The 24,600-nt window shown below is 65.9% G+C and carries 18 protein-coding genes; 12 read left to right on the top strand and 6 right to left on the bottom strand.

From position 1 onward, the window contains the following. The first annotated feature begins 949 nt into the window (after nucleotides 1-949). Nucleotides 950-3,862, top strand: coding sequence for an NACHT domain-containing protein (locus ACWEKS_RS22470; RefSeq protein ID WP_452341885.1), 2,913 nt, complete (start codon nucleotides 950-952; stop codon nucleotides 3,860-3,862). Between the two features lie 1,387 nt (nucleotides 3,863-5,249). Here the strand turns inward: ACWEKS_RS22470 and ACWEKS_RS22465 are convergent. Both ACWEKS_RS22465 and ACWEKS_RS22460 read right to left on the bottom strand, forming a co-directional pair. Continuing rightward, nucleotides 5,250-6,131 (bottom strand): pentapeptide repeat-containing protein, encoded by an 882-nt coding sequence (locus ACWEKS_RS22465; protein WP_452341884.1) that lies wholly within the window; start codon nucleotides 6,129-6,131, stop codon nucleotides 5,250-5,252. Between the two features lie 696 nt (nucleotides 6,132-6,827). Next, entirely contained in the window at nucleotides 6,828-7,472 is a 645-nt protein-coding gene (locus ACWEKS_RS22460; protein WP_452341883.1) for a TetR/AcrR family transcriptional regulator, read from the bottom strand. A gap of 79 nt (nucleotides 7,473-7,551) precedes the next feature. Between ACWEKS_RS22460 and ACWEKS_RS22455 the strand changes: the two genes are divergently transcribed. From ACWEKS_RS22455 to ACWEKS_RS22420, 8 genes are all read left to right on the top strand, one after another. Next, on the top strand, nucleotides 7,552-8,457 hold the full coding sequence (locus tag ACWEKS_RS22455) for a TIGR03620 family F420-dependent LLM class oxidoreductase (RefSeq protein WP_452341882.1): 906 nt from the start codon (nucleotides 7,552-7,554) through the stop codon (nucleotides 8,455-8,457). Between the two features lie 210 nt (nucleotides 8,458-8,667). Next, nucleotides 8,668-11,928: an AfsR/SARP family transcriptional regulator gene (locus ACWEKS_RS22450; RefSeq protein ID WP_452341881.1), complete on the top strand. Its 3,261-nt coding sequence runs from the start codon at nucleotides 8,668-8,670 to the stop codon at nucleotides 11,926-11,928. A 73-nt stretch (nucleotides 11,929-12,001) separates the two neighbouring features. Further along, complete coding sequence (locus tag ACWEKS_RS22445) at nucleotides 12,002-12,439, top strand: DUF4267 domain-containing protein (RefSeq protein WP_452341880.1); 438 nt, start codon at nucleotides 12,002-12,004, stop codon at nucleotides 12,437-12,439. Between the two features lie 7 nt (nucleotides 12,440-12,446). Further along, on the top strand, nucleotides 12,447-12,908 hold the full coding sequence (locus tag ACWEKS_RS22440; protein WP_452341879.1) for a DUF2871 domain-containing protein: 462 nt from the start codon (nucleotides 12,447-12,449) through the stop codon (nucleotides 12,906-12,908). Next, the gene (locus tag ACWEKS_RS22435; protein ID WP_452341878.1) at nucleotides 12,905-14,368 is read left to right on the top strand and encodes an amidase family protein; all 1,464 of its coding nucleotides are present in this window, start codon (nucleotides 12,905-12,907) and stop codon (nucleotides 14,366-14,368) included. Before ACWEKS_RS22440 ends, ACWEKS_RS22435 begins: the two co-directional genes overlap by 4 nt. Nucleotides 14,369-14,394: 26 nt before the next feature. Further along, nucleotides 14,395-15,702: an FAD-binding oxidoreductase gene (locus ACWEKS_RS22430; RefSeq protein WP_452341877.1), complete on the top strand. Its 1,308-nt coding sequence runs from the start codon at nucleotides 14,395-14,397 to the stop codon at nucleotides 15,700-15,702. Between the two features lie 73 nt (nucleotides 15,703-15,775). Continuing rightward, complete coding sequence (locus tag ACWEKS_RS22425) at nucleotides 15,776-15,997, top strand: hypothetical protein (protein WP_452341876.1); 222 nt, start codon at nucleotides 15,776-15,778, stop codon at nucleotides 15,995-15,997. 48 nt (nucleotides 15,998-16,045) lie between these two features. Continuing rightward, on the top strand, nucleotides 16,046-16,789 hold the full coding sequence (locus ACWEKS_RS22420; RefSeq protein WP_452341875.1) for a DUF899 family protein: 744 nt from the start codon (nucleotides 16,046-16,048) through the stop codon (nucleotides 16,787-16,789). 46 nt (nucleotides 16,790-16,835) lie between these two features. Here the strand turns inward: ACWEKS_RS22420 and ACWEKS_RS22415 are convergent, their stop codons facing one another. Further along, nucleotides 16,836-17,111 carry a hypothetical protein gene (locus ACWEKS_RS22415; protein WP_452341874.1) on the bottom strand — a complete coding sequence of 92 codons (276 nt, stop codon included), beginning with the start codon at nucleotides 17,109-17,111 and terminating at the stop codon, nucleotides 16,836-16,838. A 235-nt stretch (nucleotides 17,112-17,346) separates the two neighbouring features. Between ACWEKS_RS22415 and ACWEKS_RS22410 the strand changes: the two genes are divergently transcribed. Beyond that, nucleotides 17,347-18,270 carry an esterase/lipase family protein gene (locus ACWEKS_RS22410; RefSeq protein ID WP_452341873.1) on the top strand — a complete coding sequence of 308 codons (924 nt, stop codon included), beginning with the start codon at nucleotides 17,347-17,349 and terminating at the stop codon, nucleotides 18,268-18,270. A 23-nt stretch (nucleotides 18,271-18,293) separates the two neighbouring features. On the opposite strand, the gene ACWEKS_RS22405 is transcribed toward ACWEKS_RS22410, so the two are convergent. Next, on the bottom strand, nucleotides 18,294-19,181 hold the full coding sequence (locus tag ACWEKS_RS22405; RefSeq protein ID WP_452341872.1) for an alpha/beta hydrolase: 888 nt from the start codon (nucleotides 19,179-19,181) through the stop codon (nucleotides 18,294-18,296). A 5-nt stretch (nucleotides 19,182-19,186) separates the two neighbouring features. After that, nucleotides 19,187-20,695, bottom strand: coding sequence for a flavin-containing monooxygenase (locus tag ACWEKS_RS22400; protein WP_452341871.1), 1,509 nt, complete (start codon nucleotides 20,693-20,695; stop codon nucleotides 19,187-19,189). Nucleotides 20,696-20,822: 127 nt separating this feature from the next. On the opposite strand from ACWEKS_RS22400, the gene ACWEKS_RS22395 reads away from it, so the two are divergent. Both ACWEKS_RS22395 and ACWEKS_RS22390 read left to right on the top strand, forming a co-directional pair. After that, nucleotides 20,823-22,076, top strand: coding sequence for a PucR family transcriptional regulator (locus tag ACWEKS_RS22395; protein ID WP_452341870.1), 1,254 nt, complete (start codon nucleotides 20,823-20,825; stop codon nucleotides 22,074-22,076). Nucleotides 22,077-22,542: 466 nt separating this feature from the next. Continuing rightward, the gene (locus ACWEKS_RS22390) at nucleotides 22,543-22,767 is read left to right on the top strand and encodes a hypothetical protein (protein ID WP_452341869.1); all 225 of its coding nucleotides are present in this window, start codon (nucleotides 22,543-22,545) and stop codon (nucleotides 22,765-22,767) included. A 170-nt stretch (nucleotides 22,768-22,937) separates the two neighbouring features. Here ACWEKS_RS22390 and ACWEKS_RS22385 read toward each other — a convergent pair whose 3' ends face one another. Next, the gene (locus ACWEKS_RS22385) at nucleotides 22,938-24,497 is read right to left on the bottom strand and encodes a GMC family oxidoreductase (RefSeq protein ID WP_452341868.1); all 1,560 of its coding nucleotides are present in this window, start codon (nucleotides 24,495-24,497) and stop codon (nucleotides 22,938-22,940) included. Between the last annotated feature and the right edge of the window lie 103 nt (nucleotides 24,498-24,600).

Below are 24,600 nucleotides of genomic sequence, written 5' to 3'. Positions count from 1 at the left end.
CGCGTAAGAGGCGACGCTGCGGTCCCCGCGTAAGAGGCGACGCTGCGGTCCCCGCGTAAGAGGCGACGCTGCGGTCCCCGCGTAAGAGGCGACGCTGCGGTCCCCGCGTAAGAGGCGACGCTCTCGTTGTGGTCCTGCTTGAACAGCTCCCCGTGCTCGACGTGACACCGCGAACGCAACGCTCCCTTGTGGTTCCGACTCCTGACGCGCCCAGCCCTCCCAACGCACCGTGCCATGCCAAGCCCTCCCCTTGTGGTCCCCCCCCTTGTGGTCCCCCGATCTCTTCTCCTTCTTCGATCTTCTGCTCTCAACTGTTTGGTGGTGGTTTGCCTGCTGCCCGATCCGCACTATCTTCAGCGAAGCGGGAGATAGTGCGGATCGGGCAGCAGGCGGACCACCACCAAACCCACAGGCCAGAGCGATTTCGTATCGCACTTTCATCGCAACGCTTGTGTGCATTCGTTGTGCATCCAGTGTGCATTCATTCCGCATTGGTTCCGCATCGAAAACCCGTCGATCCATGGCACCCACCGCCTATGGTCGCGTCCCATTGGGTAGACCGACGGCCATCTTCCTGCAGCCCTCGTGGAGCTTCGCTACGGGAGCCGCCGACAGCCGCGGGCTTCGTGGCAGATTACGGCCGCCCCGAGACCATGGAAGACCACCCCACCTTGACCCAAGAATGGGCCCACCTAGGCAAACATGGCACGCCGCCGTTTCGGAGAAGCTCGATCAGCGCCGCCTGCCGGCCTGCATCGACGCATGCACCAGCCAGCCCTAGGTGGATCTGGACGGCTCGGCTTAGAGATCGACTTGTGGAACGAAGTCATTGGACGCCGTACCTCGGACTCAGACGAGTGTACGGAGTTGCCCCAGAGGCGTGACCAGGCACAAGAGCAAGATCAGTCTTAAAGCTCTCGGACCCTACATCTTGAGGCATGATTGCACGGTGCCTGACTACGACATAGATCGCCTTGGGGACCGCGCCTTCGAACAGCTGATCGTAAGCCTCGCCGTACGAGTTCTTGGCGCCGGAGTTCAGGCGTTTGGGGACGGGCCCGACGGTGGCCGCGAGGCAACCTTCGAAGGGCCGATCAATTGGTCCAATACCTCTGATGGACCATCCGGCGTTTGGGATGGTTTTACAGTATTTCAAGCGAAGTTCCGCTACCACCCATCCAGCGTTAAGGAAAACGCGGCGTGGTTAAAGAGCCAGATCAAAGGCGAGCTCGACCGCTGGACCACGGCGATGGATAATGGGACCAGACTTCGGGCTCCTGACTATATAATTTTCGTATCGAATGTCAGACTCTCCCCTAAGGGCGTAAGTGGTGGCATCGATACTCTTGAAACCTACTTTAGAAGTCTTATCAGTGACAAGACCACCCGCTTGGGGCGGCTCGGAATTATCGATTTCAAGATATGGCATGCCGACCAGATTCACCGATTCCTCGATGCAACAGAATCGGTTCGCCACGCCTTTCCCGCGCTGCTAACAGTCGGGGATGTACTTGGCAGGATTGGAGATCATGTTTCCGGAAGTCAGATACCAGCGCTAGCGCAACGTATGCGTCTACATGCCGCACAATGCATCAGAAACGAACGTTGGATACGACTGTCTGAGGCCGGAGCGCGAACTGGGCAAAAGTCGAAAATTGAGGACGTAGGAATCGATCTGCCTGGGATTTGGTACAGCGACGACGGCATCAATCGGAGCACGCGAATCACGCCCATTGACTGCACTGTCGTTACTGAAATCATCAGTCGAAGTGATGCAGTACTTAAGAGGGATATCGAGGATTCCATTCCACGTCCACATTGGGTGATTATTGGAGGCCCAGGACAGGGTAAGTCAACTCTAAGTGCAATGATCGCCCAGATTTACCGCGCAGAGCTACTTGCCAGAGGCGCAATGACGCCCGATGTAGAGCACATCGTAAACCAGACCCGCCTCGCCCTGGAGCGCACAGGAATCCCGGCGCCCCGGAATCTTAGATGGCCAATGCGAATAGATTTGTCGCGTTATGCGGAAATCCTCGTGGCTACACCCGAAAAGAGCCTCCTGGCTCATCTCGCTGGTGAAATAAGCAACCGCACCGATGCGCCTCTCACGCCGAACGACCTGCAGTCATGGCTCCGCGCATGGCCTTGGGTAGTGATCCTCGACGGATTGGACGAAGTCAGCGAATCGAGCCTTCGAAGAACACTAATAGAACGTGTGACCGATCTGATGGAAACCGCTGATTCTTTACATGCGGACCTTCTGCTGGTGGCGACAACACGACCACTTGGCTACGATGAACAGTTTGATCGAGATCTATTTTCAGAGATCAGACTGACACGACTTCCTCCGTCGCTTGCGAAATCTTTCGGTGCAGCGCTCGTAGCAAAGCGCCTGGCAGATGACCCCGATCTTCGTGACACTGTAACCGAAAGACTTAAAAATGCAGTGGACGACCGTCGAGTCGGTCAGCTGATGTCCACCCCATTGCAAGTGGCCATCATGTCATTTATCGTGGAGAATTTCGGAACCCTCCCCAACGATAGATATGAACTGTTCTCAGACTACTACAAGACTGTGTATCAGCGAGAGTTAGAAAAAAGGAGTTCAATCTCACGACTTTTGAGGGAGCACCGCTCGGACATCAGTCATCTTCATATGCAGGTAGCGCTTCAACTTCACGTAAATGCCGAGGTAACTCGATTTTCGGCAGCTATGCCTCTTGATGAACTCGAAAACCTTGTTCGAACCCGCTTGGCTCGCCAACGTTATACAGCTCGGGAAATCGACGGTATCGCCACAAATTTGGTCGTTGCAGCAACTCACAGACTTGTGCTGCTCGTCCCAGATCGGAATAAGGTAAGATTCGAGGTACGAAGCCTGCAAGAATTAATGGCCGCCGACGCGTTGACTTCAGGCACCGAATCTCGGTCTATGCAAATCCTAGAAGCTTGCGCACATCACCCACATTGGCGAAATGTGTGGTTGCTCGCAGCGGGAAAGCTGTATAAGCGTGAGCACCTCCAAGAACGTCTTGCCGATGTGGTTTCCCGGAGCTATACGGAGAGCAACCCACTTTTCAAAATCGCCCCTTCGTCACCGAGTCTGGCCTGCGGTGTAATGGATGATGGTTTCGCATCACAATCCCCCCTCAGCCGTCGCCGGTACCTCGACATAGTGCTGGACGGGTTAAGCAGGCATATGGGTTTTTCGTACTTACCCGTAGCATATTCAATGGTACATTCGTGTCAGACCAGCGAAGAAACTCAATACCTCTTTGAGGCTTTGTCAGCTGCTCTCGATCGCGGTGAATTGGAAATGATGAATGCCGTCAGGATACTGGCTGCGATAATCACTAGAATTCCGAATCATTCCGATCGGGCGAGTAAATTGCTGCCGCGGACCCGTCCAAAGTTTAATTCCTTAGGATTGACCCGGATGGATTCCGTCAAGCTCGTTTTGAATCAACACGGAGATGTTCTGACGGAGCAAGAGTCAACTCACCTTTCGCGGCGATCACTCCAGACCACAAGGGCCGAAGTCGAGGTTCTACTCACTCTCCTGAATCACTTCTTATCACAACAATCGGAGACGTTGACGCACGAACAGGTGGAAAGGTTTCGTCTTGCGCTTGACGAAATCAATGCCTGGGGATCAAGGGAGCATCTTTCAGATACCCGTAAATACGACTATAACAGTCTGGGGTTAGCAACTGCCGAGATTGTCGGGATGGTCGATAATATCGACCTTAATCTTTCCGAGCTGATACTCGAAATTCTCCGTCCACTGATTGCCCGTCAACCTGTTGGCGAGAAGATCCTCCGTATAATACTCGGACCTGATCCGTTAGAAATCGCATAGGCCTCTGCTCAATCCCCGCCTCGTGATGGGCGGGTCGATCGGTCCCATACCTGGGGCCGATCGATCACCGCCTACGGTCTGAATGAAGTCCGCTCAACCGATTTCTTCACGACGAGACTCTCAATAGATCCATAGCCCGTCGCACCTGACGAACACCGCCCGCAGGAGGAACCGGTGACGCACCGCGCTAGTGGGGACAGACAGAGTCGAGTGAGGATACTGAGGATGAGTGCTCCCGCGAAGGCTTCGCCGCCGGTGTAGATGGTGGTGGCCCAGGTACCCGATGCCTGCCTACGGGCGGCCTTGCCTATCACAGGCTTCGGCGTGTTGCGGCAATGATCAAGACGATGTCGCTGCCCACCAGCCGGCTCACGCAGACGGCCAAGACTATGGCGTGCGATGACCGCCGTTTGGGAACGTTCTGCGGCGATGGTGCCGGACGGCGTGCGGGGGCGACACACCGAGCGGCTGCATCGACCTCAACTGCAAAACCGTGGTGGCCATTCGGTGGCCACACAGCATTCGCGACAGCGAACAACGCCCGGTCACGAGCGACCGCAGCGTGCAGGCTCGGCGTGGGTGACGTGCGCGAATGAGGTAGATGCGAAGCTGGGAGTCAAGTGTTTTCATCACTGAGACCCACTTCTACATCAGGCGGTGGAGCAAGATCACCACGCAGTACGCAGCCGGTACGCCACAGGGCGAGGACGACCTACGAGCAGTACTCACCGACTGTCTTGAGAGCGCGCCCCTGGCCTGGATGGACTCCACTCCGCTGGGTTCCACACCACACGAGACCCAACTATCTCCCACCAAATCCATTGCCCGTCCCAGTATTTGAACATTGCACACGATGGTCATGAGTTGACATCAAGGAATCAGATGACCAGGTGGACAAGCCTTTTCGGTCGCTCTTGACACCAGTCCATAGCATCGAGTAGCCGACCATCGCGCTAATCCCTAGGTCGCAGGTTCGATTCCTGCCGGGGGCGCACAAGGGGTGACTGACCAGCGACAACGCTGGCAGTTACACCAATACCCGTACCGGGGAAACCGCAAACCGCACTGTAACCCCAACTAATTCACTTGGCGCTGACCGCGTTGTGAAGCGCGGCGGCCGCCGGATGCACCCGCCCCGGACGATGTACCGCCCCTGGGTCATCGAGGGCTCGGCGTGCCGAGGGCGTCGGCTGCGACACGCGCGGACAAGCCGGCTTCGTCCAAGATCGTCGCCACGGCACCGCCACCATCCTCCACAGCACCGCCACATTCCTGACAAACCGGGGCTTGCCATCCCGTGCCACGCCGCTGCACTGGCCCCTGGAGCACCGTCGACGAGCCCGTGACCGGGCTGCTGGCCCCGTTCGTCAAGGTTCTTCGTAACGGCTCAGAGAGAAGGGCACTTGAGCGTTCGGGTAGGCGGAGGAACATATCCGTTCGGCCAGATCGTGGCTGACGAGTAGCACACGGATTCGAGGTCCGCGCCGGTCAGGTCGGCGTCGGCCAGGCCCGTGCCAGTCAGGTCCGCACCCTTCAGGTTTGCCCTGGTCAGGTTCGCGCCGAACAGGCTCGCGCCGTTCAGGTTCGCGCCGTACAGGTTTGCCCCGGTCAGGTTCGCATTGAACGCCAGTGCGCCGATCACCTGTGCCCCACCCAGATACGCGCCGGTCAGGTTCACGCGGTTCAGTTGCGCGCCATTCAGGTGCGCGGCGGCCAGGTGCGCGCCCGACAGGTCTGCGCCAGTCGGGGCTGCGCCGGTCAGATCCGCGCCGTCCAGCGTCGCGCCCGTCAGTTTCGCTTCGAACAGTCGCACGAACGTCAGGTGCGCGTAGGCCAGATGCGCGCCGGTCAGATGGGCGCCGTCCAGCGTCGCCCCGCCCAGATCCGCGCCGGTCAGGTTCGCCCCATCGAGCCGGGCCGCCGCCAGGTCGATACCTGCCAGGCACGAGGCTTCGAGGTCGATCGGATTGGGGCCGTCATGGCTTGTTGCGCGACGGCCGACGGCCGCGACCGCAGCCTGCACATCGACCGGTAACAGCGATCCAGAATGCGTCCCGGGCTCGGGTGCGACACACGGCGTGAGGGGCGAATGAGTTCGAACGAAGGCGGTGAGCACTTCGTACACAGTCGGATGGTCCGCGGGCGAATCGTGGGCCACGCGTTCCAAGGAGTAGATGCCGCCGAGGCGTATGTCGATCGTGGTTGAACCGAGGTGCTCGATTGCTTTGCCGAACCGGTCGGCTATCTGGCCTTGCTCGGACAAAACCATTTGATTTTGGTTGGCGTGCAATGACTGGCCTGTAAACCATAGTGCGGATACGGCCGTGAATGCGGTGGCGAAAGCCGCCACCTTTACCCAGCCGCTCCAACCGACAACTTTCGCCAAGAAACGGCGGAGTTTCTCCCACCACCGTCGGAGTAGTGATCTGCTGGGCGGAGTCAACCGGAGCGTGCTGTATCGGCCCGCTACCTGGTGACGCAAGCGATTGGAAGAGCGGCCACGCAGCCGGTCGGTAAAACGAGTCACCGTACCTCCCAACCAGATTCGCTCGATCCACGTGGCGAACCATGCCGTCTAGTTCGGTTTGGGAAACTCTACCCGATTACTCGTCCATATCACGAAGGCCGCGGCAGCAAAGACGTCGAACGAGCGAGCAAGTTATGGACTTCGACATGTGAACTGACGCGCAGCCGTGAATGTTTCAGCCTTACAAGGGGCTCGGTAGCTTTGGCGCGAAATACAACGGATAGCCTGGCCAGGGGCACAGGGCTGCCATAGGTGTTGCGGCCGGGCTCGCCCATGGAGTGAGGGATCGACGAATAGAGCACTGTAGACCGGCAGGCCCGGTCCCGGCGGATTCCGGCATCATCTTGCGGTAGTGCGCTACGGGGCCTGCGGAAGTGCTCGAACTGCTGGATTATCTGCGGCGTTGGCGTGACTGCCGGATCCTGGGCATCTGCACCACTATCCCCGGGTTCCGCAGTCACGAGTTTCCGTGGAGCCCACCGCTTCTGCATTGTTCCGGGCGATCGGCTGAGTGAGTACTCCGCACAGGACCAGATCGAGCAGGCGGTCGACGGACGCGTCGTCGGCCGATCGGTCGCCGGTCCATGCGATAGCCGTCGCCATGCGGACCAGGTCGTCGACGGCGACCCCCGCCCGCGCGTACCCGGCCCGCTGCGCTTTCGACAACAGGCGCTCGGCAGCGACCATGGCCGCTTCACAGTGCGGCGCCAGCGGATTTCCTGGGGTCTCGAGCGCGCGCGCGATCTCCTCCGACAGCCCGCGGACCCGACGAATGTGCGACACCAGCGCGACCAGCCACTGCCGCAGTACGTCCTCGAGATCGGTTTCGGCACACAGGGATTCCGCCAGCGCAGTCACCTCACCCAGGCTCTCGCCGACGGCCGCGGCAATGAGGTCCTCCCGCTTCGGGAAATGCCGGTACAGCGTGGCCGCGCCGACCCCGGCACTGCGCGCGATCTCGTTGAACGACACCGCAACGCCCTCGGTTGCGAAGGTCGCGCGCGCGGCCTCGAGCACGCGTGCCCGGCTGCGCCTGGCATCGGCCCGCACACCGCCCGGCGGGGGCGAGTCAGCATCGCTCACGAACTACTCCTTGCTCAATCGGAATGCCGTTCCATATATTCGGAACGGTATTCCGAATCATAGATCACCGAGGTTGACCGTGACTCTTCCACCGAACATGCCGCGCACCGGACTCTGGGTGAACGGCCTCGATCTACAACCACCCACGATGGTCGCCGAACTGGCCGCCGAACTCGAGGCGACGGGACTGGGCGCGATCTGGCTCAGCGAGGGGCTCGCGCACGACCCGTTCGTCACCGCCGCCGGGCTGCTCGCCGCGACCCGGTCGCTGGTGGTGGGTACCGGGATCGCGGTGATCTACGGCAGGCATCCCCATTGGATGCGGGCCTCGGCGCGGGCGGTGCTCGACGCGCACCCCGGCCGGTTCCTCTTCGGTCTCGGGACGTCGAATCCCCTTGTGGTGGAGGAAGTCCTGAGGCTGGAGTACCGCAAACCACTGGCCGCACTGGGCGAATACCTCGACGAGCTCGACCAGCCAGACGCCCTGCGGGGTCGGCTCGGGCTACCCGACCCCGGCCCGCTGCCCCGCTTGCTGGCTGCACTCGGCCCGCGCGCCCTGCGGTTGGCCGCGGACCGCGCCGACGGTGCGATCACCTATCTCGTTCCGCCCGAACACACTTCGCAGGCTCGCGCCATTCTCGGTCCGGAGCGTGCACTCGTGGTCGAGCAGGCTGTCGTGGTCGGAACCGACGACGACAGCGCCCGCGCCCGAGCCCGGTCGCATGTCGGTGCGTACCTGTCCAATCCCGGATACCGTGACAGCTGGCGCCGGCTCGGATTCACCGACGCCGATCTCGCCGGGACCGGCAGCGATCGGCTTCTCGACGCCCTGGTCGCCGTCGGCCAGGACGAAGTAGACCGGCGGGTCGCGGCCCACCTCGCCGCCGGCGCCGACCACGTCTGCCTGCAGGCTCTGCCCGCCGAGCCGTTCACCATCCCCGTGGAGCAGTGGAAGCTACTGGCCTCCATGGAGATCGGCCGCTGACCGCCGGCCCGGTCAATGGATGTTGTGCCGGCGCTTCCCGCAACGGCCCGAAATCCCCTGCGCCGACACCGATCCGGTTCTCGCGGCCGTCGGCCATCGTCGGCTTCCGCCTGAGCTGGTTCGATGGCCGCGATGCGGCGAAGCCCCGGGTTGGCCCAGGTTGACGAGAGGCGCGGCGCCACGCAGGATCGATCGTGAGATGGACGATTCATGCTGGTAGGGCTATTGGGTCCGGTGGTGGTGGAGGCCGCGGACGGGACGAGGGCGGCGGTCGGGGGGCCGCGGGTGCGGGCACTGCTGGGGTTGCTGGCGCTCGAAGCCGGACGAGTGGTGCCGGTGGCGCGACTGGTGGACGGGGTGTGGGGGGAGGACCCGCCGGCGGGGACCGGGAATGCGTTGCAGACCTTGGCGAGTCGGTTGCGTGCAGCGGCGCCGGGGGTGGTGCGGAGTGACGGGGGCGGGTATGTGCTCGAACTGGCGCCCGAGGACGTCGATGTGCATCGGTTCACGCGTGAGGTCGTGGCGGGGCGGGCATTGCTCGCGGCCGGGGAGGCCGAACCAGCCATCGCGTGCTTCGATACCGCGCTCGGGTTGTGGCGCGGGGAGCCGTTGATCGATATGGGGGAATCGGAGGTATTGCACGCCGCGGCACTGCGATTGACCGAACAGCGGCTCGAAGCAGTCGAACTGCGAGCGGACGCCTTTCGCACCCTGGGCCGAGGCGGCGAGGTATTGCGTGAGCTCCGCATGGAAGTAGCGGCCCATCCGTTCCGGGAGACACTGGCCGCACGATTGGTGCGGGCGCTGGCGGCAGCGGGACGAAAATCCGAGGCGATACAGCAGTTTCAACGAACCGAGGCCCTGTTACGTGAGGAGCTCGGCACGCCGCCCGCCGAGGCACTGCGTTCAGCCCTGGCCGAAATTCACACGGACACAACTGATCCCGCAGTCGACGGACCTGCCTTCGGAACGACGCGCGGATCGGGTCGTCCGGGAGTCGCGGCAGCATCCCGAACCACCGGGACATCGAAGGCGTCCGTGCCGCTGCTGCCCCGGCGGTACACCAGCTTCGTCGGACGCGAACGCGACGTGGAAGGAGTGCGGCGGGCGTTGCGCGAGGCCCGACTGGTGACACTGTCGGGTACCGGGGGCGTGGGGAAGACCCGGTTGGCCGTCGAGACGGTCGGGGCGCACGCAGTGGACTGGGCGGATGGTTACGCCTTCGTCGAACTGGCCGCACTCGAGCGGGAACGGGCGGACCGGCCGGCCGTGACCGCGGTCGGAGTGGCGATAGCGAACGCGCTCGCACAGTTCGAGCGACCCGACGAATTGTCCACGGAGTGGGCCGAAGTACTGGAGCGGACGCTGTCCGGCCGCCGAATGCTGTTGGTACTCGACAACTGCGAGCATGTCGTGGAGGCGACCGCGCGCCTGATCGACGACCTGGTGCAGCGTCTGCCTCTGCTGCGGGTGCTCACCACCAGCCGGGAGCCGATCGGCGTGGACGGCGAGCGACTGTATCCGGTCCGCACCCTGGACCTGCCCGAAGCCGACGCGGATTTCCTGGCGGCCACCACATCGCCCGCGGTCCGGCTGTTCATCGACCGCGCCACCGCCGCACTCCCGGATTTCGCGCTGTCCGCTAGCAATTCCGCGGATATCCGCGCCATCGTGCGCAGCCTGGACGGCGTGCCGCTGGCCATCGAACTCGCCGCCGCCCGCGTGCGGAGCCTGCCGCTGCCGGACCTCAGCGCGCGGCTCACCGATCGCTTCCGGCTGCTCACCAACAGCACTCGCCACGCGGTCCCGCGCCATCGCACCCTGCACGCGGCCGTCGCCTGGAGCTGGGCACTGCTCACGGATGCGGAAGCGGCAGCAGCCCGGCGTTTTTCGATGTTCGCGGGCAGCGCGACCTTGGACGCCATCACCCGGGTGTGCGGTCCGGACGCCATCGACACGGTCACCTCGCTGGTGACGAAGTCGTTGGTGGACTTCGATGGACACCGCTATCGAATGGCCGAGACCGTCCGGGCCTATGCGACCGCGGAATTGACCGCGGCCGGCGATGCGGACGAGGTCGCCCGCACCCATGCCGACTGCTTCCTGGAATTCACCGACGCCGCCGCCCCCGGATTACGCACTGCCGCACAGCCCGATTGGCTCGCGCGCCTGATCGCCGAACACGGCAATTGCGAAACCGCGCTGCGCTGGGCGCTGGAAGTCGGCGACGGTGAGCGCGCGGTTCGCCTGTACGCGAACCTCGTCTGGTATTGGCTGCTGCGCGGGTTGCACGGCGACATCTCCGAACGCCGCCGCGAGGTCCTCGCCCTGCTCGGCGACACACCGCCGCCAGGGTGCACCGGGGCGTATCTGGCCTGCCGGTACGCCGAGGAGCTGCCGGCGTACTTCACCAACATCTGGTGGGGCCAAATCCTGGACAACACAGGGCAATTCGAGCGGCTGACCCGCGCGGCCCTCACCGAGGATCGGCCCCCGCACCCGATGTTCGTGCTCATCCTGGCGCTGCGTGACCTGCTCGGCGACGACGACCGCCTGTTGACCGCGTGCACCACCTCCGATGACCCATGGCTACGCGGAAATGCGCTGATAGCAAAAGGTTTCGATGAACTCGGCGGCGACCATCCGGCCCGCGCCCTGCCCACCCTGGAGGCGGCGCTGACCTGCCTCGGCGCGCACGGTGACGCCCGGTCGCACAGCCGCGCCCTGATCTCCCTGGCCAGCTACCGTACCCGCATGCTCGGCCTGGACACCGCCCGCCCGCTGATCGCGAGCGCGCTGGAACTGCTCAGTGCCGACCTGGGCGCCGGCGAGCGCATGGGCGTGCTGCTCTTCGCGGCGGAGATGTACCTGGTCGGCGGCGATACCGACTGCGCGGCAACCTGTATCGACCGGGCCGAGGCCGTGATCACCCCGCACATCATCCCCGCCCCCGGGCGCTTCCTGGCGGCGACGCAGGCGCACCTGGCGCACCTGCGCGGCGACAACGACCGCGCGATCGAACTGTACCGGCGGATGTCCGAGTATCCGCTCCCTGCGGGCCCGCCGCCCGCGGGACGCCATGACACGGTCCGCTTCGTGAATCTGGTCTTCGTGAGCACCGCGCACTCGGCGGCCCTGGTCGCGGTGGGTCGGCCGGACGACGCGCTGCGAGAGCTGGCCATGCCCCGCGATCTGGCCGCCCAGACCTCGGCGGCGCTGCTGGCCGAGGTCGGTATCGGTTACGCCCTGGTTGATCTGGCGAAGGGCGCCCCGGAACGCGCGGCCCGCATTCTCGGCGCCACCGACCGGATCAACCGGAGGGCCGGGGTGATCCGCATCGGCCCGTTCCGGCGGCGGGCGCTCGATCAGGCGGAAGCGGCGCTCGGGCCCGTGCGCCTGAGCGCGGAATTCCTGGCGGGCGCCCGGCTTTCGGACGAGGCGGTGCTCGAACTGCTGCGCACAGTTCGCTGACAACGACCGTCAGCGAACGGTACGGACCGCACTGGATGCTCGGGACGCGTATCCCACCGATCCAGGAGTGCTCATGTCCGTCCTCTCGAACACGGAATCAGTTGTTGCCGTGCGTGGTTCCCGCCGACTCGGCGAACGGCTCGGCATGGCCGGCGCCGTCCTGGGCGCCGGGTTCATCATGGCCGTCGGCGGCGGCTATCTGCTCGCCCCGCAGCGAATGGCCGCGGGGTTCGGTTTCACCGAGTGGCCGCACGTCGAGGCCGACGGCTTCCTGAACGTCAAAGGCGTCCGCGATGTGGTCACCGGCCTGATTCCGCTCGCGCTGCTCGCGGCCGGGCAGCGCCGCGCCCTCGGCGTCACCACCCTCACCCTCGCCCTCATCCCGACCGGCGACATGCTCACCATCCTGGGGCGCCGCGGCTCCACCGCCACCGCCCTGTCGGTACACGGCTCCACCGCCGCCCTGGTGGCCGCCAGCGGCGCGCTGCTGCTGCGCCGTGAAAACCGGTGAGCGCCCGATGAACCCGATGAAGACGCTGGTCAATATCGCTCACATCTACATGATCATCGGCCTGATCTCCGGGTTCTACTACCGCGAGATCACCAAGGCCGAACGTTTCACCGGGCAGTCGCAGCTCGGTGTCGTGCACACCCACGTGCTGGCGCTGGGCATGCTGTTCTTCCTCATCGTGCTGGCCGTGGAGAAGCAGTTCACGCTCAGCGCCCGGAAGACCCTGTACGCCTGGTTCTTCTGGCTGTACAACACCGGCCTGATCATCACCATCGCGGTCATGACGCTGCACGGCACCCTCACCGTGCTGGGCAACAGCAGCGGTGAGGCGATCGCGCTCTGCGCGGGTCTGGGCCACATCCTGCTGACCGCCGGGCTGATCGTCTTCTTCATCACCCTCGGCAAATCCGTCGACGACAGCCGGACACCGCGCACCGCAGCGGTATTCGCCGGACAGGAGGCATCGTGATCACCGGCCGGGACAGCGCGCTGTGGACGCGGGACGCGGTCTCGCTCGCGGCGCTGATCGCCGAGGGCACGGTCACCGCGGTCCAGGTCGTCGAGGCGCATCTCGAGCGCATCGAGCAGGTTGATTCCGAACTCGGTGCTCTTACAACGGTATTCGCCGAGACGGCGCGAGCGGAGGCGGCCGCAGCCGACCGCAGGGCGCCGACCGGGCCGCTGCACGGGGTTCCGGTCACCATCAAGAACAACCTCGATGTCGCGGGCAGCCCGACCACCTGGGGCGTGGCGGCCCTCGGACAGGCCGTCGCGACAGCGGATGCACCCGCGGTGTCCGCACTGCGGCAAGCCGGGGCGATCGTCATCGGGCGAACGAACATGCCGGACTTCGCCACTCGCTGGCACACCGACAACGACGAGGCGGGCCCGACGGTGAATCCGTGGAACCCGACTCGCAGCCCGGGCGGTTCCAGCGGCGGTGACGCCGCCGCGGTAGCGGCGGGCATGACACCCCTCGGCCTGGGCACCGACTTCGGCGGTTCACTGCGCGTACCCGCCGCGTTCTGCGGAGTCGCCTCCCTGCGCACCACGCCCGGCCGGGTGGCGGTGGCCTCGTGCCTGTCCGGGGCCGCACCCGCGCCGACGAACCAATTGTTCGCGGCGCCAGGGCCGTTGGCGCGCACCGTGCGCGATCTGACGACCGCCTTCGAGGTCCTCAGCGACAGCGCCGACCTGCGCGATCCCGGATGGATTCCGGTGCGTGACGCGACCGATACCGCCCTGCCCGCGGTGGCCGTCACGCTCGGTGACGATATCGATCCGCAGGTGCGGGCCGCACTGCTCGGCTGCGCCGACGCCCTCGAACGCGCGGGATATCCGGTGGCCGAACTGGATCCGCCGCAATTGGGCGAGATGGCGGCGGACTACGGCCGATTGGTCTCCACCGAGGTGGTGGTCCAGCGCCGCGAAGCCATGCGGCGAGTCGGCAGCGCCGGACTGAACATCTTCATGGACGCGGCGATCGACCTGTTCCCGCCGCTGGATCTGGCGGGCTACATGACCGCGCTGGGTGAGCGCCTCACCCGCCGCACGGCCTGGTCGCGCTTCCTCGCGGAGCATCCGATCGTGCTCGGCCCGGTCTCGGACGAACTGCCCTGGCCGGTCGGCTACGACCTCGGCGGCACCGCGCAGGTCGCGACCATGTATGCGGCGCACCGCCTCACCATCGCCGCCAACTACCTGGCCCTGCCCGCGGTCACGGTCCCCGCGGGCGTCTCGGCCGAGGGTCTTCCCATCGGGGTCCAGTTGATCACCGCCCCATTCGCCGAGCGCCGCGCGCTGACCGCCGCCGCTCATATCGAAGCGGCCTTTCCGATGCCCACACCCATCTCCCCGGCGACCGACCCGGCCACTCGGACTCCTGCCCGGGGCCAGGCTCCGTCCAGTGGCTCGGGCACGACGCGGTGAACATTCTTGTAGCGAAGGGAGTCCAGATGTCACACAACACTTTGCGATCCGCCGTGCGCGGACGGGTACTGCTACCGGGTGACGAAGAGTTCGATACGGCACGGACGCCGTGGAATCTGAATATCGACCAGCCGGTCGCGGCCGTCGTGCACGTCGCAGACGCGGAGGATATGGCCGCCGTGGTCGGCTACGCCCGTGACGCGGGCCTTTCGGTGACCGCTCAGCCCAACGGTCACGGCGCTTCCGGTAATGCCGCCGGCACCATCCTGGTGCGCACGCGCCTGCTCGATCGGATCGAGGTGGATCCGGCGCGGCGACGTGCCCGCGTCGGCGCGGGAACCAATTGGGGCCAGCTGCAGGCGGCGGCCGCCCCGCACGGCTTGACCGGGCTGGCCGGAAGCTCCCCGGTGGTCAGCGTTGTCGGCTATACCCTCGGTGGCGGATTGTCGTGGTTCGGCCGTAAATACGGTTGGGCGGCCGACAGCGTCCGGGCCTTCGACATCGTCGATGCCGATGGTCGTCCAGCCCGGGTCACCGCAGAGTCCGACCCGGAGCTGTTCTGGGCATTGCGTGGCGGTGGCGGGGATTTCGCGCTGGTGACGGCGGTGGAGTTCGATCTGTTCGCGGCTCCGGCCTTGTTCGGTGGCCTGATCGCCTGGCCGGCCGAGCAGACCGAGGCGGTCCGTGATGCCTTCCAGGACATCACCGATCACGCACCGGCCGAGCTCACGGTCTGGCTCAACCGGATGGAGCTGCCGCAGGCTCCGCCGGTAATCGCGATCGCCGCCGCCTACCTGGGCGAACCGGCCCGCGGACGGGACCTGCTGCGACGGCTGGACACGATCGACGGCATCCTCGCGGACACGCGCCGGGAATTGTCCCCGGCCGAGTTGGGCGCCATCGTCAACGAGCCCACCGCCGCGGGCCCCGGACTGCTGCGGACCGAGCTGCTGACCGCGCTGGACGAGAGCGCCGCCGAGATTCTGCTGCACGCGCCGATCGATCCGCTGATGGGCATCCAGATCCGGCAGCTGGGCGGTGCGCTCGCCGAGCCCACCCGAGGAGCGGTTCCGCCGTTCGCGGAGCCCTACGCGCTGTTTCTGCAGGCGACCGGCTCGGACCCCGACACGGTTGCCGCGGTGCACGCCACTCAGAAGCGCATCATCGCCGATCTGGGCGCGCGGGTCAGCGGTCGCAAACCGTATACCGTCCTGTCCGCCGGCGACAGTGTCGCAGAGGTTTTCGACACCGGCACCTTGGACAGGCTGAGAAAGCTCAAGCAGGCCCGCGACCCACACGGCGTATTCCGCGCCAATTTCCCGATTCCCCACTGAACCTTCGGTTTCGAGCCCCTCGGGCACCTCCGCACAGCACTGCCCCGCCGATCGTGATCGGCGGGGCAGTGCTGTGCCGGCGATCAGCTATCCCAGCCCCCCGTTCCTCGATATCGAGGACCGGCTGCCGCTGGATACCTCGCGCGTCGGGATCGAGAACCTCGGGATCGAGGGACCCGACGGCAACAAGATCCCGGTCAGCGTCTACGAGCTCGAGGGCGTGACCGGGAGAGCTCGGAACATCCGATGCCGCGCTGCGGTGCCACGCGACAGGGAACGAGGAGGCACCGAGTAGTGTCCAGAACAGGGTGAAGTCAATGGCATGCCGGTCTAGGAGGTCCGTATGTCGATCGCTTTTCCGAATGAGTCGCGAGAGTATCGCGAGGCGCGTGAGGCGCTGCTTCAGCAGGAGGCCGATCTCCAGCGGCTGATGGATTCCGTTGCGGCGCAACGGAAATCACTACCGCCCGGCGGCGAGGTCCCCGAAGATTACGTGTTCGATCGAATCGGCGACGACGGCGCCGCAACAACAGTGCGTATGTCCGAGCTGTTCGGCGATGACGACACACTGATGCTTTATCACTACATGTTCCCGCGTCACCCGGGAGATGTTCGGCCCAGACCGACCAGCGGGATCTTCTCGGAACTGCCCACCGACGAAGGACCGTGTCCGTCGTGCACCGCGCTGATCGACATGTGGGACAGCACCACGCCCCACTTCGACGATTTGGGTGGCAATTTGGCGATCGTTGCCAAGGCCCCCATCGAGCGAGTAGCGGCGTTCGCGCACGACAGGGGGTGGCGGCACACAAGGGTGCTGTCGGCGGCGAACTCGAATTTCCGGAGTGACTACGGCGGCGACAGCCCTGCCGGCCACCCTGTACCGCTGCTGACCGTTTTCAAGCGCTCGCCCGACGGCACGATACGGCTGCACTGGGCAAGCGAGCTCATGTTCGTACCACCGGATGATCCGTGGCAGAACCCAGAGCATCCCGACACGGTGGAGCCGCTCTGGACACTGTTCGATCTGGGCACATCGCCCCGGTTCCGCCAATGGCGAGTTCGACACCTACCCGCGAACTGGTGACGTCGCGGTTCCTCACCCGGCGATTGTCGGCGAGCCGATCGCCGGGCTAGGTGAAGTGGGCGTCGGAGCGGAAGAGGAGTTGCCAGTATTCGCTGCGGATCGCGTCCCAGAGGTCGGCGAATTTGGTGAAACGTTCACGGGCCCAGCACAGGTCGTGACAGATGTTGTCGTCGAAGGCGGCGGGGTCGGGGGGTCGGGCGGCATTGGTGACGGTGAGGGCCAGGATTTCGATGCTGCTGCCGATCATGCGCCATGCGGCCTGTTTTCCGCCGACGGACGTGTACCGGGTCCGTTGTGTGCGATGTGCGGGTGTTGCTGACATGTATCGCGATCCGGGTGGGGGTGAACGGTGCTGTCGACTGTCCTCCTCCGGCACCGGTGCGATCAATCGGAGAGGAGTCCAACAGAACGTCCGGGGTTGCCGCATCGGGTTGGAGATTCCTACGGCGGTTCAGACGAACCACGGAGCACATCGAGATTCCAGGACCACTCGTCCACCTGCGAGGAATTTATAGGACTAGACTCAGAGAAAAGTTGTTCACTTCTTGGAGCTCGACATGGGCATGCGCGAATGCGTTGGCTCGGTTCTGGCCACCACCGCGATTGCCTTGGTACCGAACATCGTTGCGCCCGGCACGGCCACAGCCGCCGATCCGCTACCGGAGGCGACTTTCGAGGAGATGGTTGCCCGGGAAGCCTGGTTCGTGGTGTCCGGGCAGGATCCCGCACAATCAGCGCCCGGCGTGAATGTGCCGTGCACACCGTCGGCGGCCCATCCGCGGCCGGTGGTGCTCGTGCACGGCTTTCCTGCCAATCAGTACAACGGGTTCGCGCATCTCGGGCCGAAGCTGGCGAATGCCGGATACTGCGTGTACTCCCTGAATTACGGCGGGACCAACGCGTTCGACGGCGGCATCGACGGGGTGTCGGTGTCCGTGCCGCAGGTATCCGCCTTCATCGACCGCGTGCGGGCCGAGACCGGCGCCGCCAAGGTCGACCTGGTCGGGCATTCCGGTGGCGCGTTCGTTGCGCTCTACCTCGCGAAGACCGACCCGGCAGCGGCTGACCGGATCGGCACGGTCGCCGTCCTGGCACCACCCACGAACGGAATCACCAGCGGACTTATCGGCGGCGCAACACAACTCGGGTTACGCGCGCTGGTCGCGGGGGTATGCGGGATCTGTGAGGACGTCTCCCCCGGCTCGGCGGCGCTGACCCGGCTGCACGACGGCCCGATCGCCCGGACCGGCATTCGCTACACCACCATCGTGTCGGCGCACGACGCCATGGTGTCCCCGCCCGCCGCCGCCGCCATCGCCGAGGGTGGCGTCAGCGACCTCGTCGTCCAGGACCAGTGCCCGGACGACCCGGTCGGGCACAGCGGCTTGGCGTACGACCCGAGCGTGGACGCGATGATTCTGAACGCGCTGGATCCGGGGCGGCCGGTGCCGGTGCAGTGCGGGAGCGGGCCGCAGTTCTGACCTGCCGATCGCGGACCTGGAGGTCACCGCAATACGGCGGTGAGGAACTCGAGCTGGTCGGCCACCGCCTGCTGCTGCCACGGGCCCTGATAGATATCGAAATGGTCGACGGGGTACTCGCGAATCCGCGCCCGCGGACCGGTTTTCGCAGCGACGCGCCGGGCCGCGCTCGGTGGCGCGACACTGTCGTTCGTGCCGACCTGCACCAGGATCGGACAGAGCACGCGCCCGGCGAACGTGGTGGGCCGGTTCAGGCCGACTTCCAGGGCGGCCCGAGCGCACACCTCGTTACGCCAGGTCGGTCCCGCGACCGGAATGACGGCCTCCACCGCGCCCGGGCTGGTCATGATGGCCGGCGATCCGGGCGGGCCGACGATCGGCACGTAGTGCGGCGGCCGCTCGGCGATGCTCCGGGCGAGGTCACGCAACCCGTGCCCGGCCGCACGTGCGAGGTAGCCGATACCGGCGCGGCGCATGACGTGCGCCAGCGTGGCGAGCCCGTCCATCGCGGGGGTGATCGCCACGATCGCCGTGATCCGCCGGTCCTGGGCGGCGACCGCGACGGCATGGCCGCCGGAGTAGGAGGTTCCCCAGAGCACAATGCGTTCGGGGTCGACGCCGGGCAACTGCCGAGCGACGGCGATGGCCGCGTGGTAGTCCTCGCGCTGCTGTCGGTACGAAACGTGCTGTCGTGGAGTGCCTTCGGAGTCTCCGAAGCCACGGTAGTCGAAGATCAGGACGTCGTACCCGGCCGCGGCGAATGGTTCGGCATACCCGAGCAGTCCGGTGTCGCGGGTGCCGCCGAAGCCGTGTGCCATGACCACACACGGACGCCCGGGCTCGGTGCCCACCCCGGGCAAATGCCATGCGGCACAACGTATTCCGTGGCTGGTGAAAGCGATGTTCCGCATCGCGCTCACCTCGCCGCGACCACGGTCGCCGGGGCGGCGAAGGTGAACCGCAATGCGGTGTCGTGCACCGGGCTCTCGCGCAGGCGCTCGGCGTCCTTCTCGTAGGCCATCTCCACTGTCCACGGGCCGCGAGTTCCCGCCTGTGGGAACCCCGCGATCCCGCGCTGGACATAGCCGGAGTGCAGGTCGTCCACGAGCGGTACCCGCTCCATGGCCGGGTCGGCCGCCGCCGGCGTGACGGTGTGAAAACCGTTGGCGTCCATATGATCGAGCAGACGGCAGAAGTGCTCGCAGACCAGATCGGCCTTGAGCGTCCAGGAGATATTGGTGTAGCCGACCACGAAGGCCAGGTTCGGCACCTCGGAGAGCATCATCGACTTGTAGACCGTTGTCCGTGGCAGGTCCACCGGTCGCCCGTCGACCTCGAACCGGATCCGGCCGAAGGGCGACAGGTTGAAACCCGTTGCCGTCACGATGATGTCGGCGCTGAGCTGCTGACCCGATTCCAGCAGGATGCCGGTCTGCGTGAAGCGCTCGATGCGGTCGGTGACGACCGAGGCGCGGCCGCTCGACAGCGCCTTGAACAGGTCACCGTCCGGCACTACACACAGCCGCTGCTCCCACGGGTTGTAGCGGGGCGTGAAATGCGTGTCGACGTCGAAATGGGCGGGCAGTTGCCGGCGGACCATGGCGATCAGCAGCCGGCGCGCCGAGCGCGGGGCGCGCTTGCAGGCCTTGTAGATTCCGCGGGTGATCATGATGTTCTTCCGCCGGATCAGGGTGGCGGCGCGTTCTGCGCCCAGCACCCGGTTGAGGGCGCCGGCGATCACGTCCACGCCGGGCAGCGACATGACGTAGCTCGGCGACCGTTGCAGCATGGTGACGTGGGCGGCGCTGCCCGCCATCGCGGGAATCAGCGTCACCGCCGTCGCGCCGCTGCCGATGACGACCACGCGTTTCCCGGCGTGGTCCAGATCCGCCGGCCAATGCTGCGGGTGCACGACGCGGCCCTCGAATTCGTCGAGGCCGGCGAAATCAGGGGTGTATCCGGCACGGTGGTCGTACATTCCGGTGCCCAGGAACAGGAATCGCGCGGTGAATCGCACCTGCTCCGCGCTGCCGATGTGTTCGACCAGGACCGTCCAGCGCCCGGTCGCGGAGGAGAACTGGGCGTCGAGCACCCGGTGACCGAATCGAATGTGTTCGGACAGACCGTTTTCCGTGATGGTTTCACGCAGGTAATCCAGGATGAGATGCCCGTCGGCGATCGACTTGCGATGCGTCCACGGCTTGAAGCCGTAGCCGTAGGTGGGCATGTCCGAGTCCGAACGCAGACCCGGATATCGGAACAGGCTCCAGGTACCGCCGATCGAGTCGCTGGCTTCGAGCACCGCGAAGGACGTGCCGGGGCGGCGGGTCGCGAGGTGGTAGGCGGCATCGATACCGGATATTCCGGCGCCGATGACCAGAACGTCGAAATCGGTGGTGCCGTGGTGGCTGGACGGGATGGTCACGAAAGGTCTCCTGGGCCGCAGAGAGGCGGGGCTGTGATTCGTTTCACGTTAGGAGTGGGGTCGCCGTCGGGGTATGTCCGCCCGGCCAGCATTTGCCCCTGAAAATGTGCGGCTGCACACTGGGTGCATGAATGGTCCCGATCCGGCACCCGAACTCGTCGACCTCATGGGCCGAGTGGCGGACTTGATGCTGGCCGATCTCGACCAGCTGGTCGCCGAGATGGATGCCGCCGAGATCGAGCTGACCCCCATGGTGGGCGCCGACGCGGCACTGATCGCGGACATGACGGCCAGCAATCGCGCGAATGCCGCACGGCTGCTGACCGTTCTCGCCCGCCGGGAGGCCCGCGTATCCCCGATCGATGTGCCGCCCGAAGCGCTCGATGTGGCCCGCACGGTCGCGCGGCGCGGCATGGATCTGGACGTGATCTTCCAGTCCTATCGGAGCGGGCAGAACACCGCGTGGCGGCACTACCTGGCGCACGCCACGCGGATCGCGGGGTCGGGTCCGCTGCTCGTGCCGCTGCTCGAGATCTCCGCTCAGCGCATGTTCGAGTATGTCGATCAGGTTGTCGGCCGGGTCATCTCGGTCGCTCAGCGCGAACGCGAGGAGATCCTCGGGGGCGCGCTGGCCCGGCGCGCCGAGACGATCCGGCTGATTCTCGACGGCGCGCCCATCGACAACCGCCGGGCGAGCGAGCGGCTCGGATACGACCTCGCCGGCACGCACACGGCGCTCGTGCTGTGGTCTTCGCCGACCGGTGAGGTCCAGGGCGCGCTGGAGTCCGCGGCGGCGATGCTGGCGCGGGCCGGTGGGGCACGGCCCCCGCTCACGCTGTCCGCGGGCAGCTCCACACTGTGGGCGTGGGTGGGCACCCGTTCCGCCTTCGCGGTCGAGGGCCTGCGCGGCGCGCTGGGCGCGGCCCACCCGGGCGTCCGGGTCGCGGTCGGCCCGGCCCGCTCCGGCATCGCCGGCTTCCGCCGCTCGCACGAGGCGGCGCTGGGGATGCACAACCTGCTCGCCGGGCTGCCGGACGCCGCGCGGGTCACGCTCTTCCACGACCTGGAGGTCACCGCGCTGACGGCGGAAAATCCCTCCCGCGCAGCCGAATTCGTCGCCGACACGCTGGGTCCGCTGGCGTCGGACACTCCCGCCGCCGCCCGGTTGCGTGAGACCCTGCGCGTCTTCCTGGAGGAAGCCGAGAACGCCCCGCGTACCGCGGCCCGCCTGCACACGCATCGAAACACGGTGCTGCAACGCGTTTCTCGCGCCACCGACCTGCTCGGGCATCGGCCGGGCGAACGCCGGTTGGCTGTCGAGCTCGCACTCGAACTCGCCCATCGAATCGGAGCCCGCGTCCTGACTCGCACCGATGCGTAGCCGGACACGGGTGGCCCGGTTTCCGGAGAACTGACAAGGGCATTCGACCGCGAGCTCGCCATTCGTGTCCTTTACATGGCTGTTGACAGCGTCGCACCGCCCTCTTAAAGTCGAATTCAATTCGAGATCGGACTACCGCCGGGCCCGTCGGCCGATTGCGGTTTCAGCGCCCGTTTGTGGCGACAGGACATGAACAACAGGAGCGGAGTGGGCCCATGCCCGAGAACCAACGTGCGAGGTCGGCCGAATGACCAGCGCACATCCTTCGTGCACCGCCGGCTCGACCGGTGGGCCTGATAGTGGGAGCTGCGGCGGGCGTTGGACGGACCTCGGAACAGAGCCGCCACGGGCACCCCGACCATCGCACGAATCCCAGCTCCGGTCCGAACAGCCCACGAGATCGCCGAGACCGCCGGGATCCAGCCATGTTCCGGCCCTGAGTGACCCGCAGCGAAAGGCGGTGCCGATGACTCCCATCGAGAGCGAGATGCTCGAATTCGCGACCGCCTGGGCGCCGTACGGCGGGAATGATGCCGAGGCGTTCGTACGTTTCGGCTTGAGCCCGAAGGAGTTTCACGCCCGTCTCATGCGGCTGCTGGCGTCCTCGGCGTCACAGGTGCTCACCGGAGCGACCGCGTCCACGCTTCGCAAACAGTGCATGGAGCGGTTGCGTCACCCTGCCGGCGGATAGTCCCGCCCGGTAGCGGATCCGGTACGACGTGCAGGCTTTCCGCCTGCACGTCGTCGTTTCCGGTGTCGACCTCATGAGCAGCGCGTAGGGCCTGCTCACCCAGTCGTGTCCCCGCAGTGGGGAGTCCGCCGCGCGTCACCTGATCTGCGCGGCGGAGGCGCGAGTCTCGCTTATCCCGCAATCCCGGCGTCGGCGGCGATCAGGTCGGCGGCCTTCTCGGCGATCATGATGGTGGCCGCGTTGGTGTTGCCGCGCACGACCGTCGGCATGACCGAGGCGTCGGCCACGCGCAGGCCTTCCAGGCCCAGGACGCGCAACTGCGGGTCCACGACGGCACCGATGGCGCAGGTGGAAGTCGGATGATAGAGCGTCTGCCCGGTGCGGCGGGCGAAGTCGAGCAGGTCCGCGTCCGAATCCGAAGCCGGAACGGAGAATTCGCCGGTCGTGACCTCGCGCAGGGCGGTCTGCCCGGCGATGTCGAGCGCGATGCGCAGCCCGGCGATCACGGTCTGCTGGTCTTCCTCGGTGGCCAGGTAGTTGTGCCGGATGCGGGGCGCGGTGCCCGGTGCGGCCGACCGCAGGGTGAGCTCACCGCGGCTGCTGGGATTGACCAGGCAGGGTCCGAATCCGAAGCCGTGCTCGAGCAGCGGGCCCATGCCCTCGTCGTAGAACAGGGCGGGCGCCTGATGGAACTGCACATCGGGCCCGGCCAATCCGGGCCGGGTCGCGAAGAATCCGCCCGCCTCACCGACATTCGAGGTCAGCGGTCCGCGCGCCTCGGTCTGCAGCAGCGCGAGGTGGTCCGGCGTCAACGCGGTCATCAGCGATTCCCGATCGGTGCGATAGTTCAGGAAGACCGCGAGATGGTCCTGCAGGTGCTGCCCGACCGGGAGTTCGTGCACGGTGTCGATACCGAAGGGCTCGATGCCCGCCGCGGGGCCGACGCCCGAGAGCAGCAGCAGCTGCGGCGAGCCGTACGTGCCGGCCGCCAGCACCACCTCGCGGCGAGCGGTGATCAGTTCCGTCTCCGCGCCGCGGCCCACCAGCACGCCAATGGCTCGATTGCCGTCGAAAAGAACCTTGTGCGTATGGGTTTCGGTGTACACGGACAGATTCGGCCGGTTCAGGGCCGGGTGCAGATACGCGACCGCCGCACTGCAGCGCATGCCGTTGCGCTGGGTCAGCTGGTAGCGGCCCACACCCAGCTGAGTGGCGCCGTTGAAATCGTCATTGCGGCGGTAGCCCGCCTGCTCGGCGGCGGCGAGGAAGGCGTTGCCGAGCGGATTGACCGAGCGACCGTCGCTGACCGAGAGCGGACCGCCGGTGCCGTGGTAGGCGTCCTTACCGCGCTCGTTGTCCTCGGCCCGCAGGAAGTAGGGCAGGACCTCGTCGTAGCTCCAGCCGGTCGCGCCCGCCGCCGCCCACCCGTCGAAGTCGGCGCGCGCGCCGCGAATGTAGATCATGGCGTTCATCGAGCTGGACCCGCCCAGCACGCGGCCGCGCGGCAGGTAGGCGCGCCGGCCGAGCAGCCCCGCCTCGGGTTCGGTGTCGAAGTCCCAGTCGAGCGGGCTCTTGAACAGGGCGGGGAAAGCGACGGGGAGATGAATTTCCTCGGCGGTGTCGCGCGGACCCGCTTCGATCAGGGCCACCTGCACATCGGGGTTCTCGGACAGCCGGGCGGCCAGCACGGATCCCGCGGAACCCGCGCCCACGACGACATAGTCGTACACGATCGGCACCTCTCTTCGCTTTCGCATCGAACTCGGGCCGATATGGCCCAGATCACTATCGATCTCGATACTGCAAGCGAAGCCCCGGTCCACACCATGTGCC

The organism is Nocardia sp. NPDC004711 (assembly GCF_053601595.1).
Note: the sequence above shows the minus strand (reverse complement) of the source record. Positions and strands in the feature narration are given on the sequence as shown.

Excerpts from the sequence above, each read along its gene's own strand:
- ACWEKS_RS22395 (WP_452341870.1), top strand. The coding sequence starts at position 20,823 with ATGAATGGTCCCGATCCGGCACCCGAACTCGTCGACCTCATGGGCCGA.
- ACWEKS_RS22465 (WP_452341884.1), bottom strand. The coding sequence starts at position 6,131 with ATGGTTTTGTCCGAGCAAGGCCAGATAGCCGACCGGTTCGGCAAAGCA.
- ACWEKS_RS22430 (WP_452341877.1), top strand. The coding sequence starts at position 14,395 with ATGTCACACAACACTTTGCGATCCGCCGTGCGCGGACGGGTACTGCTA.
- ACWEKS_RS22440 (WP_452341879.1), top strand. The coding sequence starts at position 12,447 with ATGAACCCGATGAAGACGCTGGTCAATATCGCTCACATCTACATGATC.
- ACWEKS_RS22410 (WP_452341873.1), top strand. The coding sequence starts at position 17,347 with ATGGGCATGCGCGAATGCGTTGGCTCGGTTCTGGCCACCACCGCGATT.
- ACWEKS_RS22445 (WP_452341880.1), top strand. The coding sequence starts at position 12,002 with ATGTCCGTCCTCTCGAACACGGAATCAGTTGTTGCCGTGCGTGGTTCC.
- ACWEKS_RS22420 (WP_452341875.1), top strand. The coding sequence starts at position 16,046 with ATGTCGATCGCTTTTCCGAATGAGTCGCGAGAGTATCGCGAGGCGCGT.
- ACWEKS_RS22450 (WP_452341881.1), top strand. The coding sequence starts at position 8,668 with ATGCTGGTAGGGCTATTGGGTCCGGTGGTGGTGGAGGCCGCGGACGGG.
- ACWEKS_RS22405 (WP_452341872.1), bottom strand. The coding sequence starts at position 19,181 with ATGCGGAACATCGCTTTCACCAGCCACGGAATACGTTGTGCCGCATGG.
- ACWEKS_RS22390 (WP_452341869.1), top strand. The coding sequence starts at position 22,543 with ATGACTCCCATCGAGAGCGAGATGCTCGAATTCGCGACCGCCTGGGCG.
- ACWEKS_RS22415 (WP_452341874.1), bottom strand. The coding sequence starts at position 17,111 with ATGTCAGCAACACCCGCACATCGCACACAACGGACCCGGTACACGTCC.